12 protein-coding genes and 5 pseudogenes are annotated in these 15,316 nt (G+C 58.1%); 10 read left to right on the top strand and 7 right to left on the bottom strand.

Features of this window, described 5'->3' with window-relative positions; translation table 11 throughout:
• Positions 1-327: pseudogene (locus tag PQQ51_RS33310) on the bottom strand (hypothetical protein); the annotation flags it as partial.
• Positions 328-867: 540 nt separating this feature from the next.
• Between PQQ51_RS33310 and PQQ51_RS33305 the strand changes: the two are divergent.
• Together PQQ51_RS33305 and PQQ51_RS33300 are read left to right on the top strand one after the other, a co-directional pair.
• Positions 868-1,119 (top strand): annotated as a pseudogene (locus PQQ51_RS33305) (class II aldolase/adducin family protein); the annotation flags it as partial.
• Between the two features lie 140 nt (positions 1,120-1,259).
• On the top strand, positions 1,260-1,535 hold the full coding sequence (locus PQQ51_RS33300; protein ID WP_408501448.1) for a hypothetical protein: 276 nt from the start codon (positions 1,260-1,262) through the stop codon (positions 1,533-1,535).
• Between the two features lie 19 nt (positions 1,536-1,554).
• Here the strand turns inward: PQQ51_RS33300 and maiA are convergent, their stop codons facing one another.
• The gene (gene maiA / locus PQQ51_RS33295) at positions 1,555-2,196 is read right to left on the bottom strand and encodes a maleylacetoacetate isomerase (protein ID WP_408501447.1); all 642 of its coding nucleotides are present in this window, start codon (positions 2,194-2,196) and stop codon (positions 1,555-1,557) included.
• A gap of 23 nt (positions 2,197-2,219) precedes the next feature.
• On the bottom strand, positions 2,220-2,918 hold the full coding sequence (locus PQQ51_RS33290; RefSeq protein WP_408501446.1) for a fumarylacetoacetate hydrolase family protein: 699 nt from the start codon (positions 2,916-2,918) through the stop codon (positions 2,220-2,222).
• 130 nt (positions 2,919-3,048) lie between these two features.
• On the opposite strand from PQQ51_RS33290, the gene PQQ51_RS33285 reads away from it, so the two are divergent.
• The gene (locus PQQ51_RS33285) at positions 3,049-3,957 is read left to right on the top strand and encodes a LysR substrate-binding domain-containing protein (RefSeq protein ID WP_408501445.1); all 909 of its coding nucleotides are present in this window, start codon (positions 3,049-3,051) and stop codon (positions 3,955-3,957) included.
• Positions 3,958-4,030: 73 nt separating this feature from the next.
• Here PQQ51_RS33285 and PQQ51_RS33280 read toward each other — a convergent pair.
• Both PQQ51_RS33280 and PQQ51_RS33275 read right to left on the bottom strand, forming a co-directional pair.
• Positions 4,031-4,318 (bottom strand): annotated as a pseudogene (locus PQQ51_RS33280) (methyl-accepting chemotaxis protein); the annotation flags it as partial.
• Between the two features lie 130 nt (positions 4,319-4,448).
• Positions 4,449-5,309 carry an IclR family transcriptional regulator gene (locus PQQ51_RS33275; protein WP_408501444.1) on the bottom strand — a complete coding sequence of 287 codons (861 nt, stop codon included), beginning with the start codon at positions 5,307-5,309 and terminating at the stop codon, positions 4,449-4,451.
• A 360-nt stretch (positions 5,310-5,669) separates the two neighbouring features.
• On the opposite strand from PQQ51_RS33275, the gene PQQ51_RS33270 reads away from it, so the two are divergent.
• The 7 genes from PQQ51_RS33270 (at position 5,670) to PQQ51_RS33240 (ending at position 13,551) form a co-directional block, all read left to right on the top strand.
• Complete coding sequence (locus PQQ51_RS33270; protein ID WP_408501443.1) at positions 5,670-7,043, top strand: MFS transporter; 1,374 nt, start codon at positions 5,670-5,672, stop codon at positions 7,041-7,043.
• A gap of 103 nt (positions 7,044-7,146) precedes the next feature.
• On the top strand, positions 7,147-8,271 hold the full coding sequence (locus tag PQQ51_RS33265) for a cupin domain-containing protein (RefSeq protein ID WP_408501442.1): 1,125 nt from the start codon (positions 7,147-7,149) through the stop codon (positions 8,269-8,271).
• A gap of 75 nt (positions 8,272-8,346) precedes the next feature.
• Positions 8,347-9,258, top strand: coding sequence for a fumarylacetoacetate hydrolase family protein (locus PQQ51_RS33260; protein ID WP_408501441.1), 912 nt, complete (start codon positions 8,347-8,349; stop codon positions 9,256-9,258).
• Between the two features lie 66 nt (positions 9,259-9,324).
• A complete protein-coding gene (locus tag PQQ51_RS33255) occupies positions 9,325-10,365 on the top strand; it encodes a carbon-nitrogen hydrolase family protein (RefSeq protein ID WP_408501440.1) in 1,041 nt (346 codons plus the stop codon).
• Positions 10,362-11,120, top strand: coding sequence for a maleate cis-trans isomerase family protein (locus PQQ51_RS33250; RefSeq protein ID WP_408501439.1), 759 nt, complete (start codon positions 10,362-10,364; stop codon positions 11,118-11,120). The genes PQQ51_RS33255 and PQQ51_RS33250 overlap by 4 nt, the downstream gene beginning before the upstream one ends.
• 342 nt (positions 11,121-11,462) lie before the next feature.
• Positions 11,463-12,554 (top strand): porin, encoded by a 1,092-nt coding sequence (locus PQQ51_RS33245; RefSeq protein WP_408501438.1) that lies wholly within the window; start codon positions 11,463-11,465, stop codon positions 12,552-12,554.
• Between the two features lie 169 nt (positions 12,555-12,723).
• Positions 12,724-13,551 carry an alpha/beta hydrolase gene (locus PQQ51_RS33240; RefSeq protein WP_408501437.1) on the top strand — a complete coding sequence of 276 codons (828 nt, stop codon included), beginning with the start codon at positions 12,724-12,726 and terminating at the stop codon, positions 13,549-13,551.
• Between the two features lie 47 nt (positions 13,552-13,598).
• Here the strand turns inward: PQQ51_RS33240 and PQQ51_RS33235 are convergent.
• A pseudogene (locus PQQ51_RS33235) lies at positions 13,599-14,026 on the bottom strand (IS5 family transposase); the annotation flags it as partial.
• Positions 13,956-15,215 (bottom strand): annotated as a pseudogene (locus PQQ51_RS33230) (ISNCY family transposase); the annotation flags it as partial. The pseudogenes PQQ51_RS33235 and PQQ51_RS33230, both read right to left, overlap by 71 nt.
• Positions 15,216-15,316: the final 101 nt, after the last annotated feature.

Genomic DNA, 15,316 nt, shown 5'->3' with positions numbered 1-15,316 from the left:
CCTTACAAACCCACGAGCCTGTCCGATTGTTCTTAACACGAGCATCGGGTTGTCGCGCTCGAGTGCAAACCGGATGTCGTCGCCGGATAGTTCGATACGTAGGGCATCCCGCACAGCCACTTGTAACGCCCCAGACGATGCAGTGCGCCAACCCTGCTTACCCTTCAGGAGCGCGTAGAGGCGCTTCGTACGTCCCTGCGAGAAACGCAGCGTGCCGTGTCGAAACCTTATCCAGGTTACGGCACCAACGATTGGTGCGCTGAGTATGGATACGACGGTGGCGAGATGACTTTGCTGGAGAAAGGTAAGTACGGCACTGAAGCTCATAGGCACTCCCACTCGATCGACGAGTTGCAATGTTATCGCCAGTCGGCTTGATGTTCATCGCCATCGGCTTGGCAAAGCTTCCTGAGCCGGCAATTTCTGTGCTTCAGCGATACGAATTGCCAGCGAATGTTCTCGCGCGCGTACCGAGTATGTCGACGATGGTGCTTGCAGGAACATTCCCGCGGGTGTCCAGACGCGGCACCTCGACAATAGTTTAGTTTCGGTCTCGAAGTACAACGGGCAAATCCCCGAGTTTTCGCAAGCAACTTGCGGACGTGTTCCCTAGGTGCATGACTATATGCCGTAAGCGAGCGTCCGGTGACTGGTTCTAGCCAAAAAAGGAAAAATCGGTGCGGGATGCGCCCGAAGGCGCTTCCCGCTGACTATGCCGTCGCGGGCATATTCAATCAGAACGCAGTCGGAAACGCTATCGTCTTCGATGGTTCACTGGATCACTTCGCCTTCAACGCGTCGCCTACCGAACGAACCATTCTTTACATGGAGTTTGAACGAGCCAGACTCATGGTTGAGTGACGACCCGGTTACCACGATTACGAAGTCATTGCGCTCAACGACGACGAGAAGCCGCGTCTTGTCGGCAATCTCGGATGCAACACGTACCTAAGTCGGCGCAACCACGGCTTACTGGTTGTCGGCGCGACGCCCGCGGAAGCATTTGTGTCGATGTACTTCTTCGGAGTGGCTTGCATGACGCAGATCCACGCGTAGTCGGTCGGCGGCAAGCTGTGTCCTATTCCGCCATCGATTCTGTACGGCATCGACCAGCGTATCAGGCATTCATTTTGGCGTAAGCTTGATTCAACGAAAAGAGCATACCCGCGATCGATGCGGCAATGGTGCAGAGAAGTTTGAGCAGGGCGAGCGCTCTGTAACCCGACAGTGCGTTCTTCGACGTATGCCGGACGTGCGCGATGGACGAACGGCTCTGCTTGTTGATCGATGCTCTCGATGGACATGAATTTCATATATTAGCCTCAGGTCTGGGTAGCCGGGGGAGGGTCTCCGCAAGCAGTGCGATCGGCATCCAAGTGTTCTATCCGGGCGGAACGAAGTGCTCGTTGATTCCAGTGCCCGAGAAGATCGCGAATCTGATCTTTGGCGGTGAGCATCATGACGAGATGCATATCGTGGCGTCCAGTTCGCTGTATCTGATCAGGTTCAATGCGCAGGGTATACAGACTAGGTGAACGGAAGGGAATATTCGAATCAGACGACGTAGTCCGGTTGGCGCAGTGGTTGAGCTGCCTTGAATGCCGGGTGTTCGACCGCGTGCCCGAAGACCGCGAGGCTGCGCGGGTAAGCGCTCAGATGGCAACCCATCCGCTGCGCGTTAGCGATTTGCGGTACGAGGCAACAATCGGCGAGCGTTGGCTGCGCGCCGAAACACCAGGGGCCCTGGCCATAACACGCCAACAGCCGTTCGACGCCCGCCATACCCTCCGCCGTCCAGTGCCGGTACCACTTGTTCCTCTGCTCGGACGAGATGCCCATCACTTCTTGCAGATACTTCAGGACGCGCAGATTGTTGACCGGGTGGATGTCGGATGAAATTAGATACGACAGCTCGAGCACACGCGCACGGTTCTCCGGGTCGAGCGGAATCATACGCGGCTCCGGGTAGCGCGCATCCAGATAGTCGATGATTGCAAGCGACTGCCCGAGACGCAACTCGCTTTCGACAAGGGCGGGTACGGTTGCAGACGGATTGACGCGTTCGATGTACTGCGTGTCGAGATGCTCGCCCGTACGAATATTGACCGCCTGATAGTCGCAATCGAGGCCTTTGAGGGCGAGAACGATGCGCACGCGGTACGACGCCGAACTGTTGAAAAAGCTATGAAGCTGCACGATATGGCCTTTTTCGTTTGCCTTCAGACGACCAGCACTTTCAATTCGCCGAGACGCTCGACGCCGACGGCGATCACGTCACCGGCCTTGACCGCGCCGACGCCTTCCGGCGTGCCGGTATAGATGACGTCGCCGGGTTCGAGACCGAAATACTTCGACAAATCGGCAACGGTCTCCGCTACCGACCAGATCAGATATGACACGTCGCTCTTCTGTTTTGTGACGCCGTTGACGGTGAGCCATACAGCGCCGCTATTGAGATGCCCCACCGCGCTTGCGGGGTGAATCGGACCGAGCGGCGCCGAGCGATCGAACGCCTTGCCGATTTCCCACGGGCGACCCATCTCGCGCATCTTCATCTGTAGATCGCGCCGTGTCATGTCGAGACCGACTGCATAGCCCCATACATGATCGAGTGCGTGCTCGACGGCAATGTCCGAGCCGCCCTTGCCGATCACCGCGACCAATTCCGCTTCGTAGTGGTAATTCTGCGTCTGAGACGGATAGGCGAGTTCGAGCGTTCCACCGGAGTCGATCGGCACGATCGCGTCAGCGGGCTTGCAGAAAAAGAACGGTGGCTCTCGATCAGGATCGAAGCCCATCTCGCGCGCATGCGCCACATAGTTGCGGCCGACGCAGTAGACGCGGCGCACTGCAAACCGATCGCTGGTGCCGATGACGGGAACGCCGACTGGCGCTTCGGGAGGGAAAATAAAAGCCATGGTGGGCGACTCATTCAAAAATGGAGAGTTCGGGTGTGCGCCGCATTTATAGGACGCCGAGCCATACCTTGTAAAATAGTGAATTCATCTGATTCATATATTTTTTTTATATACTTGGCTGGTGCCTCAAATGGACTGGACCTACCGACTGCGTCTGAGGCACCTTCAGGTGCTGCTGAGTCTTGCTGAGACCGGTAACCTGAGTCAGTCCGCGACGGCGTTGAATACAACTCAGCCTGCGCTGTCGAAATGGCTCAAGGAATTGGAGGCGGATGTGGAGCTGCCGCTTTTCGAGCGGCATGCTCGAGGACTGCGGCCGACGCCGTATGGCGCGTTGATCGAGCACGCGCGACGCATCGACGCTCATCTCGATAGCGCGCGCGACGATATGCAGGCTTTGCGCGATGGCGGCAGCGGGCTCGTCACGATCGGGACGTCCGGCGTTACGGCGGCTGACACGGTGCCGCTCGCCGTAGCGCATCTGTTGCAGAAGATGCCTCGGGCGCAGGTACGGCTGCTCGAAAGCACGATGAACTTGTTGATGCCGCAACTGATCCGCGGCGACCTGGATATAGTCGTTGGCCGGTCGACTCCAGAAAATCGGAACCCACAGATTCAAGCCGAAACGCTCTACAAGGAACCGATTCACTTCGTCTCAGGGCCTCAGCATCCTTTAGTTTCCAGGAGCACGCTCGACTGGGATGACCTGCTGGCCTATCAGTGGATCGTATGGCCACACGGCACGCCGGTGCGCAATGCGCTCGAGACTGCGCTTGCCGCGGCGGGGCAGACGATGCCGAACCGCTGCGTGGAATCGAACTCGACGATCCTGAACATGACGTTGCTCAACCAAACCAATCTGATTGGCGTAGCGTCGCATCGGGGCGCGCGACATTTCGAGCAATTGAACGCGCTGCGGATTCTTCCAATGCACCTTGCCGGGATCGGCTCAGTGTCGATCTACTGGCGCCCAGATACTCTCAATCGGACCGCAGTAGCGGTTGCCCTTGAGAGCTTGCGGGTTTGCGCCGAGCAGTAATCCGGCGGCGCGCAGACCGCTTTCGACCTATGACAGATCGCGCGTCGGCAGAAGCTCTCTACGAGTACGCCTCTTACTTACCGACGTTGAATATCGCGATGGCATCGCGCAGGCTGCTTACCTGTTCGGCCATCGCTTGCGCCGCAGCCGACGCCTGCTCCACGAGGGCTGCATTTTGCTGTGTCACCTCATCCCTCTGGCCGACCGCCACGTTGACCTGCTCGATTCCAGTGTTCTGTTCGGACGAAGCGGACGAAATCTCCCCGATGATGTCCGTTACCTGTTTGACCGAGCGCACCACTTCATCCATCGTGTGTCGTGCGTTGGCGACTTGCGGAGCGCCTTCTGACACGTGGTCAGCTTTCTTCGAATGTGGCGTTCGTAACTCACGCCTGAAAACGTATTCACTAGTTCAGTTAGACGAGAACCCTCCGCCGTGTTCGAATGCGATCGACACAAACGCGCGCGGCTAGGACTCGGATCGCGCAGCCTTATCCATACCAGCCCGCGGCTCCGGAAATCTCTGCGCTGCACTTCAGCAGACTCGGGACAATGTCTGTTTCGACGATCGGGTCGAGCAGAGAGCTCGCTCCCATGACGGTGATGCCCGCCACAATCATGCCGGCCTGGTCGAAGACAGGTGCGGAGAGGGACGTATAGTGCGGTAGCAGCGCGTCCTTGCAATGGCTCAAGCCGTTTTGCCGCACACGTTGCTTCAGTTCCTGCACTTCCTCGATTGATTTGGGGACCTCACCGGCATATTTCACAGTGGCGTTGTCTTCGAGCATGGCCAGCTCCTGTTCGACCATGTCCTGCGTAACGTGGTCCGGAAGGAACGAAAGAAAATTACGACCCAACGCAGACGACAGCAGTGGAAGCACACTGCCTATGCGCAATTCGAGGAGAGGCGAACTCTTTCCGCCCTCGACTCTGTAGACGATCGTTGGCCCGTGGTTGCCCCATACGCCCAGAAAAACCGTGTACCCCAATTGCGCGGAAAGCTGCGACATCATCGGACGCGCAACCTTGTAGATATCGAACTGCTGCAGTGCTGCTACGCCAAGCTTGAGTGCATAGCTCCCCAATCCATAAAGGCCGGTCTCCACATCCTGCAATACAACTCCTACGTGCTGGAAGCTAACCAGGTAGTAGTGAACGTTGGCCACTGATAGGCCTGAGCGTTCGGCAATCACGCGCAAAGGAAGCGGTCCGTCAGCCCTGCAAAGTACGTCCAGGATGCCGAATCCTATCTCGATTGACTGAATCCCACGTCGCGCTTTGCGCGCGGCCGATGGGACTGTCGCGTCGGATGCATTTTCCTGTTGGGCAATGAGGGGAGCTTCATTTTCCATTGTTGCAAGGTTCGAGGATCGGTCGGCGCGTTGTCGTGGCATAGGTTTGAGTGGCTGGAATGTTCCACCGCGAAATCAGATTGAGATTGAAACAGCCGCCTGATTCTACGGCACCGAAGGGTGGGACGGGATCAACGCATTCCGTTTCCCAGGCAGCTGAACGGGTTAACCCGAGTATGCACGTCTTTTTGATAATGTACCATTATATAAACATCATCAAACGTCTGGTTGCGCGGTTTGGTTGGACCCTGCGTGACGACAACGATGTGCGGTGCCACGAACTGATCTCGACCTCGAACTGCTTTCCGATCGACCTCGATCCTGTGCGCCGGCAAACAAATAGCTCTTAGGAGATGTCGAATGGCAGCAAACCGATCCGCGTCAGTCAATGTCACGGAATTGATTGATCGCAACGGGGTATCTCCGTTTCAGATGATGATCGTCGCCTTGTGCTTTCTGATCATCGCCATTGACGGGTTCGATACAGCCGCTATTGGTTTTATCGCACCGGCAATCCGCTCGGTGTGGCACGTCGGTGCGGCGCAGTTTGGTGCGGTTTTCGGCGCCGGATTGGCGGGTTTGACGCTTGGCGCGCTAGTGACGGGTCCCCTGGCCGACCGGTTCGGGCGCAGGCGGGTGCTTTTGCTGTGCGTGCTCTTCTTTGGGATTGCGAGTGTTGCCTGTGCTCAAGCCACCTCATTCAGCGATCTGGTGGTCCTGCGTTTCCTGACAGGCTTGGGCCTAGGCGGTGCGATGCCCAACGCGATCACCTTGACCTCGGAATATTGTCCGTCGGCACGCCGCATGTTTATTGTCACCACGATGGCCTGTGGATTCACGCTCGGATCTGCGCTGGGTGGCTTTGTCGCCGCAGCACTGACCACGCATTACGGCTGGCGATCTGTGTTGCTAGCGGGTGGCGTAGCTCCGTTGATCTTGTTGCCTGTCTTTGCGTGGCTGCTTCCAGAATCGGTGCGTTACCTTGTTACGACCGGAAAACGCATGCAGGAGATTGCCCGCGTTCTAGCGCGAATTTCCGACCGCGACGATATTTCAGCCAGCTCATTCACGGTGTCGTGCGAAGCGGTGACGGGTTCACCCGTCAGTCATCTTTTCCGGCCTGATTTGCTCCGCGGTACGCTGCTGCTGTGGTTCACGTTCTTCATGAGCCTCCTCGTGATCTATCTGCTTTCGAGCTGGTTACCCACACTGCTGCGCTCAACCGGTGCAACGCTTGAAACTGCTGCGCTCGTCACTGCCATGTTCCAGGTGGGTGGAACGATCGGCGCGATTTCGCTGGGCTGGCTTATGGATCGCTTCAACCCTTCTTATGTACTGGCTCTCAGCTACCTCGCGGCGGCCGTATTCATCGCTGCGATTGGAGACCTGGTGAGTACACCGTGGCTTGCCGCTACGACCGTGTTCTGCGCAGGATTTTGCGTTTCCGGTTGCCAGGTCGGCGTGAACGCATTTGCCGCATCGTTTTACCCAACCGACTGCCGTGCCACCGGAGTGAGCTGGGCTAACGGAATCGGCCGTATGGGCTCGGTCGTCGGTTCTCTGGCGGGTGGCGTGATGCTGGGTGCAGGCCTGTTGTTTCCCACGCTATTTCTGATTGTCGGCGTTCCCGCTGCAATTGCCGGCGTCTCGATGTTCGGCCTCGGCCGATGGCGCAACCGGGTGCAAATACCCGGTGAGCACCAGGAGATATCTCCTTCGAGTTTCAGCTCCTGAATCCGGGGCAGATCCCGGACCGAACCAGCAGTTACGCCGGCAGTTCAGGAAAGACCTGGCAACACATACCGTTGATGGATACAACGAACATCTGGAGCACACCATGTCACAAAACGCCTACGACAAGTATCGTGAAAACGTCCCAGGACGCGCTGACGTTACCGATACACCGGAACTGATTGCGTACTACCAGGAACTGGATCAGCTCAAGGCGGGGGCGCTGTGGACGGTAGCCAACAAGATCGAACCGTGGCAGCCCAAAAGCGATTCCCTACCTGTGCTGTGGCGCTATCGCGATCTGCGCGAACACGTGCTTCGATCGGTCGATCTCGTGATCCCCGAGCGCGCGGGCCGGCGTGTCGTGTATCTGAACAATCCGGGGCGGCGTGACGTATCTGCCGCGGTAGGGTGGCTGTACTCCGGGCTCCAGGTCATGAATCCTGGCGAAGCGGCTTCGGCGCACGCGCATTCGGCGTCGGCATTGCGCTTCATCATGGAAGGTTCGGGCGCTTACACGATCGTCGACGGCCACAAGATGACGCTCGGCGCAAACGACTTTGTCCTCACACCGAATGGCACCTGGCACGAACATGGTGTGTCCTCGGAGGGTACTCCTTGCATCTGGCAGGACGGCCTTGATATTCCGCTCGTCAACGCACTGGAAGCGGGCTTCTATGCCGTGCACCCGGATCTGCGGCAGGCAGTGACGCATACCGTAAACGATTCGACTGCAACCTGGGGTGGGACAGCCCTGCGTCCGCAGATCGGAGATTGGAACAAGCAATATTCGCCACTCTTCAAATATGAATGGCAGGCGACCTATGAATCGCTCACACGCTACGCGAAGGTCACCGACGGCAGTCCCTTCGACGGCGTCCTGATGCACTACATCAACCCCATCACGGGCGGCCCCGTGATGCAGACGATCGGTGCAAGCATGCAACTGCTGCGCCCGGGCGAGCATACGCTCGCGCATCGGCACACGGGCAGCTATCTCTATCAGGTGGCGAAGGGGAGTGGCTACTCGGTCATCAATGGACAGCGCTTCGACTGGACCGAGCGCGACATTTTCTGCGTGCCGTCCTGGGCTTTTCACGAACACGCGAACGCGTCTGCGAGCGAGGACGCTTGCCTCTTCTGTTTCAGCGACCTGCCGGTGATGCAGGCGCTCGGTCTCTATCGCGAAGAGGCGCTTGCCGAGAACGGCGGCCGGCAGAAGGTCGATTGACCGCCGTCCGTCACTTCGTCACTTCATTGCCTGCGGCTAATGCTGCTTTTTGATTTTGCACTTTCGGAGTAAATGATGCGTCTTGTTACCTACCGTCCCGAAACTTCTGCTGCCGCCCGTCTTGGCGCGATCGTAGACGGACTCGTTGTAGATGTTGCCCGTCTGGCGAGTGCGTCGGGTCACTCACTGCCGGACAACATGCTCGATTTCATTGATGTTGGCACGGACGCGGTCAGGTTCGCCAGCAAACTGATCGAAGCGCGTCGTGCGGATTGGCCGCCCGGCGTCGCGACGCCGTTGTCGAACGTCAAACTGCTTGCTCCGATTCCGCGTCCGCGCAAAAACATTTTCGGCATTGGGTTGAACTATGTCGAACACGTGGCGGAATCGAGCCGGTCGCTGGATACCTCGAAGGATCTGCCGAAAGAGCCGGTGATCTTCTCGAAGCCGCCGACGACCGTGATTGGTCCCGGTGATGCGATTGAGCACAACGCAAAAATCACGCAGCAGCTCGACTGGGAAGTCGAGCTCGCCGTGATCATCGGTACCCGTGCCAAACGTGTTTCGGAAGACGACGCGATGAACTACGTGTTTGGCTACAGCCTGATGATTGACCTGAGCGCACGCGACTGCCGCCGCGCCGGCCAATGGATCTATTCGAAAGGGCAGGATACCTACGCGCCGTTCGGTCCATGCATTGTCACGGCTGATGAAATCCCGGACCCGCACGCACTCGATCTGAGCCTGACGGTCAACGGCGTGGTCAAGCAATCGTCCAATACGCGCCACATGCTGTTCAAGATTCCCACGCTCATCGCGGACATCAGCAAGGGGATCACGCTTGAACCGGGAGACATCATCGCGACCGGTACGCCCGACGGCGTGGGTGCGGGCCGCAATCCTCAGGAATGGCTGTGGCCTGGTGACATCGTGGACGCGAGGCTTCAGTCGATCGGCGAACTGCGTCACCCGGTAGTCGCGGTCTGAACCGATCTGCTTTGCCACCGTGCCTGTTTGGGGGCGCGGTGCTGAAACACTAAACGAGAAAATCTGATGTTAAATCTTCCTCAATTCAAGGCAGCAGCAGTCCAGGCTGCTCCCTCGTTCCTGGATACTGATGCAACCATCGACAAGGTTTGCAGGCTGATCAAGGAAGCGGCTGACAATGGCGCGAAACTGGTCGCCTTTCCAGAGGTTTTCGTAGCAGGCTACCCGTACTGGAACTGGATCATGAATCCGGTCGAAGGCAGTCCGTGGTTCGAAAAACTGTGCCGCTCAGCCATCGAGATTCCCGGACCCGAAATCCAGACGATTGCCTCCGCAGCGAAAGCCAACAGCATCAATGTCGTGGTCGGCGTGAACGAGCGCAGCCACACGGGCGTGGGCACCCTGTACAACACCCTTGTCACGATCGCCGACGACGGTCGGATACTCGGCCGCCATCGAAAGCTCGTGCCCACCTGGGCCGAAAAGCTCACATGGGCGAACGGCGACGCTTCAGCGCTGCGCGTGCACGACACGAGCGTGGGGCCACTCGGGTCGCTCGCGTGTGGGGAAAACACAAATACGCTCGCCCGTTTCAGTCTTCTTGCGCAAGGTGAACTTGTGCATGTGGCGAGCTACATCGCGTTGCCTGTCGCCCCTGAAGATTACGACATGGCTGACGCCATCCGCGTGCGGGCTGCCGCCCATTCCTTCGAGGGCAAGGTGTTCACGGTTGTCTCGTGCTCGACGATCTCACCGGAGATTGTTGAGGCAATGGCGGCATCGCATCCGCAGTCGCGTTCGGTCCTCGCAAGGAAGAATAGCGCGTTCTCGGGCATTCTCGGCCCGGACGGCCGGTTGATCGGAGAGCCGCTCATCGATACGGAAGGTATTGTGTATGCCGATATTGATCTGTCGCGCTGTATTCAGCCACGGCAGATGCACGACATCACGGGGCACTACAACCGCTTCGATATCTTTGATCTGCAGGTGAACCGGCGTCCGCTCACGCCAACCCGGTTCATCGACGCCGCCGTGCCGGCGGAGCGGGACACCGCATATCAGCCTGCAGAAGCCAGATCGCTTGAAACCACGGAGTTCAACCAATGACGCAGCAACGCCTTCTTCGCGTCGGCCAGATCGTGCCGTCGTCGAATACCACGATGGAAACCGAGGTCCCAGCCATGTTCCGCATGCGGGAGTACGAGTTTCCCGAGCGCTTTTCTTTTCACTCCAGCCGAATGCGGATGAAGAAAGTCGTCAAGGAAGAACTCGAGGCGATGGACCGCGACAGTGATCGCTGTGCGATCGAACTGTCGGATGCGCGGGTGGATGTGCTTGGCTATGCCTGCCTTGTCGCGATCATGAGTATGGGTAAGGGTTATCACCGGACCGCAGAAGCGCGGTTGACCGGGCAGACGGAGCGTAACGGCGCCCCGGCTCCCGTGGTGACAAGCGCTGGGGCATTGGTGGACGGGCTTCACGCGATGGGGGCAAAGCGGGTGTCGGTCGTGTGCCCCTACATGAAGCCGCTCACGAAGCTGGTGGTCGAATACATTGAAAGCGAGGGTATCGAGGTCCAGGATTACATCGCCCTCGAGATCCCCGACAATCTGGAGGTCGCGGCCCAGGACCCGGCAAGGCTGACGGAAATATACAAGCGGCTGAACACGGCCAACACAGACGCATTGGTGCTCTCGGCCTGTGTGCAGATGCAGTCGCTTCCGTCGATCCAGAAGGTCGAAAACGAAGCCGGTATCCCGACGATATCGGCCGCCGTTGCGACGACGTGGCAGTTGTTGCGCCGGCTGAATTTGACGTCCCGGGTTGAGGGGTGCGGCGCGTTGCTCTCCGGAAGGTACTAATCCGGCGCCAGCCTAACTGTATTTCCCGCAAGGACGATCCCGCGTCCTCGACACGGATGTGGGGCGGCAGTTTCAACAGGCGATACGACGCCGTCGATGGTAGCGTTCCAGATGTGTATTTTGCGTGGAATTTCTAATTATTTCATAAGTCATACTAATTATATATTTCAGAAGACGAAGTGAATAATGAGGCGGGTTTGAAAGTTCAGAAGGCATGATGCAATGAGCAGGTATGCGAAGGTATTGGGTACGCGTACGAATGCGGTATGTCACTAGAATACAAACGTAATAATTAAATAGTCATACTAAACATATTGACCTTGCATTCGATTGGAGAATTTAATGGATATTAAAATGGTGGCAACCGTGCTGCTCACCACTATTTCCGGTGTTGCCTATGGTCAGAGCAGTGTCACTTTGTACGGGATAGTCGACACTGGGCTGTCCTATTACAACAACGCCACCAGTAAGGGTGGCTCCGTGTATGCAATGTCGTCTCTGACGGGAGAAGTGCCATCGCGCTGGGGCCTCAAAGGTAGCGAGGATCTGGGCCACGGATACAAGGCGTTTTTTGTTCTCGAAAACGGATTTTTGCCGAACTCGGGTGCTTTGGGCTATGGCGGCCGACTCTTCGGTCGTCAGGCGAACGTCGGCGTCAGCAGTAGTGGTTACGGTTCGATCACGCTCGGTCGTCAGATCAATATGACGATATATACCATTGCAAAGGCGGATCTCATTGGGCCGTCGGTGCATGCGCTCAGCAATCTCGATCCCTATCTGCCGAACGCGCGAAGTGACAACGCGATCGGGTATATGGGCACATTCTCAGGCTGGACAGTGGGCGGTACCTATAGCTTTGGCCGCGATGCCGCCGGGCCGGCGGGGCCGTCAGCGACCAATTGTGCGGGGGAGATTGCAGGAAACTTCCAGGCCTGCAAGCAATACACTGCGATGCTGGCCTATGACGAAAAGAATTTTGGCGTAGCCGCGTCGTATGACACGATGCGGGGCGGCGCTGGGGCTTCGGCACCCTTGACCATCAGCTCATACACGAATACCCACAATATCGTCGACGCGTATTTCAAAACAGATAAGGCGAAATTTGGTATTGGGTGGGTGAGAGATAACGTAGCAGCTGCGGTGCATCTGCAGTCGGATATTTTCTTTGTCAACGGGACGTATTTTTTGACGCCGGCGTTATCCTTTGACACACAGGCCGCCCGATACGTGCAACGAGGCTCAGGAGAGGATTCGAACGCTACGATGCTGGTTGGCCGCGCCAACTATCACCTGAGCCCTCGCACCACCCTCTATTCTTCGGTCGGATATGTGTTTAACAGTGCCACTTCAGCCAAGGCGATTGCCGTCGGTGGAACGGTCGGAACCGGCATGAATCAGCTTGGTGTCGCTGTAGGTATTCAGCAGGCGTTCTAAGATGTTTCGACGGCTCCATGCTTCCGCATGGAGCGCATTGCTGGCTGCTTGTTGCGACGTGACCCATGCGTCGGCCGATGCGCCGACTATTGATCAGCCAGAGCCATCATTCCTTTGGCCATCGCGACCGATCGGATCGGCGCGGACGCCACAACCCTGGAGCAATCGTATGGAATCGGTGTACCGCGGAATGGACCGTGCCGCCCTTGATCGCGGATATAACAACACGAAGGCAGTCGCCCATTTCCCCGAGATATTCAGTCAGTTTCAGGCTCGCAGCGCGGACCTGTACCGAAGTGTGTCCTGCCGTCGCGACATTGCATACGGCCCGGGAAAGCGCGAGCGTCTCGACTGGTTTAGCTGTGGTGTCGAAAACGCACCTGTCTTTGTCTTCATCCACGGTGGTTACTGGCAAAACGGCACCAAGGAAGATTTTTCCTTCGTGGCGAGCGGGCCGCTTGGGTGTGGTTTCGATGTCGCGCTGGTCGAATACACGCTGGCGCCTGAAGCATCGATGACCCTGATCGTCCAGGAAATCGGACGGCTGCTGGATTATCTGTCGGGTGCCGGGAATGAATTCGGCGTCGGCGGGCGGCGTGTCTGTCTGAGCGGTCATTCGGCGGGTGGTCAACTCTCGGCGGTATATCGCAGTCATCCTGCCGTGACACACGTCATGCCGATCAGTGCACTGGTCGATCTGGAGCCGATCAGCCTGTGCTGGCTGAACGAGAAGCTCAGGTTGACGTCAGGCGAGATCAACGATTACAGCCCGCTGTATGACATCGGGACGGGTGCTCCAATGACTGTAACTGTCGGTGCTGCCGAGTTGCCAGAACTTGTTCGTCATTCCAGGGAGTATGCGGATGCCTGTCGCCTGGCAGGCGAGGCGGTCACGTATCACGCACTACCTGATCGTGATCATTTTTCGATACTGGACGATCTGGCTTCGCCTTCCGGTGTGCAGATGACATTGCTTAAGGAAGCCATGTCGCGATAACGGCGAGGGGGCGTGTTTCCCGGTGCGTGCCAGTACACTAAGAGTCGCTAACACAAGTCATCCACGAAATTTGAACAGATAACGGCAGCAGCCAGAGAGAGCAAAGCGACATGAATGTCGAGACGGCGCTCGACGCGAATGCGCAGTTTGCCGAAACCGGGAAACCAGGCATGCGTGCGCTCAACCACCCAGCGATGCCGCCCGAGCCGCTCCTTGCTTTCGACACCGCGGCGGGCAATACGGGCCGTGATGCCGCGCTGTTTCAGATAACGCCGACAACGGGCGAAGTCATAGCCCTTGTCCGGATGCAACTTGCCCGGGCGTTTCGGGGCTGGCCATTCAGGCCCGAGACGGGAGGAATGGCATCGAGCGCGGGCTCGAATGCCATCGAGTCGTGTCGGTTGGCGCCCGTGACCGTGATGGCCGGTGGAATGCCGCGCGCGTCTACAATGATGTTCCAATGCCGCGGACAGCCGCTTGTTCTCGACCTCTGCGCCCTGACCAATCTGTGTGATCCGGTCATATTCGCGATACGGCAAGACGCGGCCAGTGGCCTGAATCTCGATCGCACCATCCAGGTATTCGACCACTTCAATGTACTCGTGGATGAGGCGCCGGCTGGCCTCGGTGTCCTGCAACAGGTACATCACCCGGTCGTACTGCACCGTCAGCGCATTGGAGACCCTGCGCGCCACGCGATAGGCCAGGATCTGCCTCAGATCCTCGTCATCACGCAACGACCGGTGTGCGTTGTGGTCGCTCTTCGGTGGCTTGCCGAAGCGCCGGTTGAAGTCGGCGATGAAGGAGGGAGCATACGCGTTGGGCCGCTTCGCGCGTGCTGATGTTACGCAACCTGAGTTCCTTGACGAGCCGGTCCTGCAACGTCAGATTGGCCCGCTCGACACGCCCCTTGGCCTGGCTGCTGTTCGCACAGAACGTATCCACATTCAGCTCGTACAGCGCCCGGCCAAACTGCGTGACGCCCTTGCCAGGCGTCACGGAATGGCTGTTGCAATGAAACACACTCGCCTTGTCGCTGTACAGCGACACCGGCTTGCCATGCTGTTCCAGATAGCCGCGCATCGCCTCGAAATAGCTGAACGTCGACTCCGTCGCCGTGAAATGCAGCGCCATCAGCCGGCTGGTCGCATCGTCGATGAATACCAGCAGCGTGCAGGCCGGCGCGCGGTCCTCGAACCAGCGGTGATCGCTGCCGTCAATCTGGATCAGTTCACCCTGACACGCACGACGGTTTCGGGGCTGGTAAACCTTGGCGGGACGATCCCTGCGAGGAATCCACAGGCCCGCGGCGATCATCAGCGCACGCACCGTCTCGACCGACAGACCGATGCCGTGACATTCCCGAAGCTTCTCGCACGCCAGTGTCGGCCCGAAATCCGCGTAGCGCTCACGAATGATCGCCAGCGCGCGTCGCGCCACGCCATCGGACAACTGATGGTTGCCCGGCCGACCGCGTTTGCCTGACACCAGTCCGGCAACGCCCGCGGCCTGATAGCGCTGCACAGGCGCTCGACTTGCCGCACGCCCAGCGCAAGCCGGTCCGCAGCCTGACCTGGCTTCAGACGCCGCTCGCAAACGGCCTGTACCACCTTCAACCGGTCCAGCTCGGTCATCGACATGGTGATCGTCCCGGATGCATTCATGGCCAGCGCTCCTCAAGGCATGCTGGCCACCAGCCTGAACCCGCAAACACGACATTTCAATTTAGCGGAAACACGACATCTGAACTTTGGACTAACAGCTA

This window comes from Paraburkholderia xenovorans, from assembly GCF_046030735.1.
GTDB classification, from domain to species: Bacteria; Pseudomonadota; Gammaproteobacteria; order Burkholderiales; family Burkholderiaceae; genus Paraburkholderia; species Paraburkholderia xenovorans_A.
This window is presented reverse-complemented; position numbering and strand designations above follow the sequence as displayed.

What these genes read in the sequence shown, in the direction of transcription:
- PQQ51_RS33300 (WP_408501448.1), top strand. Translation starts at nt 1,260, where the DNA reads ATGGACGAACGGCTCTGCTTGTTGATCGATGCTCTCGATGGACATGAA.
- PQQ51_RS33290 (WP_408501446.1), bottom strand. Translation starts at nt 2,918, where the DNA reads ATGGCTTTTATTTTCCCTCCCGAAGCGCCAGTCGGCGTTCCCGTCATC.
- PQQ51_RS33285 (WP_408501445.1), top strand. Translation starts at nt 3,049, where the DNA reads ATGGACTGGACCTACCGACTGCGTCTGAGGCACCTTCAGGTGCTGCTG.
- PQQ51_RS33275 (WP_408501444.1), bottom strand. Translation starts at nt 5,309, where the DNA reads ATGGAAAATGAAGCTCCCCTCATTGCCCAACAGGAAAATGCATCCGAC.
- PQQ51_RS33270 (WP_408501443.1), top strand. Translation starts at nt 5,670, where the DNA reads ATGGCAGCAAACCGATCCGCGTCAGTCAATGTCACGGAATTGATTGAT.
- PQQ51_RS33265 (WP_408501442.1), top strand. Translation starts at nt 7,147, where the DNA reads ATGTCACAAAACGCCTACGACAAGTATCGTGAAAACGTCCCAGGACGC.
- PQQ51_RS33260 (WP_408501441.1), top strand. Translation starts at nt 8,347, where the DNA reads ATGCGTCTTGTTACCTACCGTCCCGAAACTTCTGCTGCCGCCCGTCTT.
- PQQ51_RS33255 (WP_408501440.1), top strand. Translation starts at nt 9,325, where the DNA reads ATGTTAAATCTTCCTCAATTCAAGGCAGCAGCAGTCCAGGCTGCTCCC.
- PQQ51_RS33250 (WP_408501439.1), top strand. Translation starts at nt 10,362, where the DNA reads ATGACGCAGCAACGCCTTCTTCGCGTCGGCCAGATCGTGCCGTCGTCG.
- PQQ51_RS33245 (WP_408501438.1), top strand. Translation starts at nt 11,463, where the DNA reads ATGGATATTAAAATGGTGGCAACCGTGCTGCTCACCACTATTTCCGGT.
- PQQ51_RS33240 (WP_408501437.1), top strand. Translation starts at nt 12,724, where the DNA reads ATGGAATCGGTGTACCGCGGAATGGACCGTGCCGCCCTTGATCGCGGA.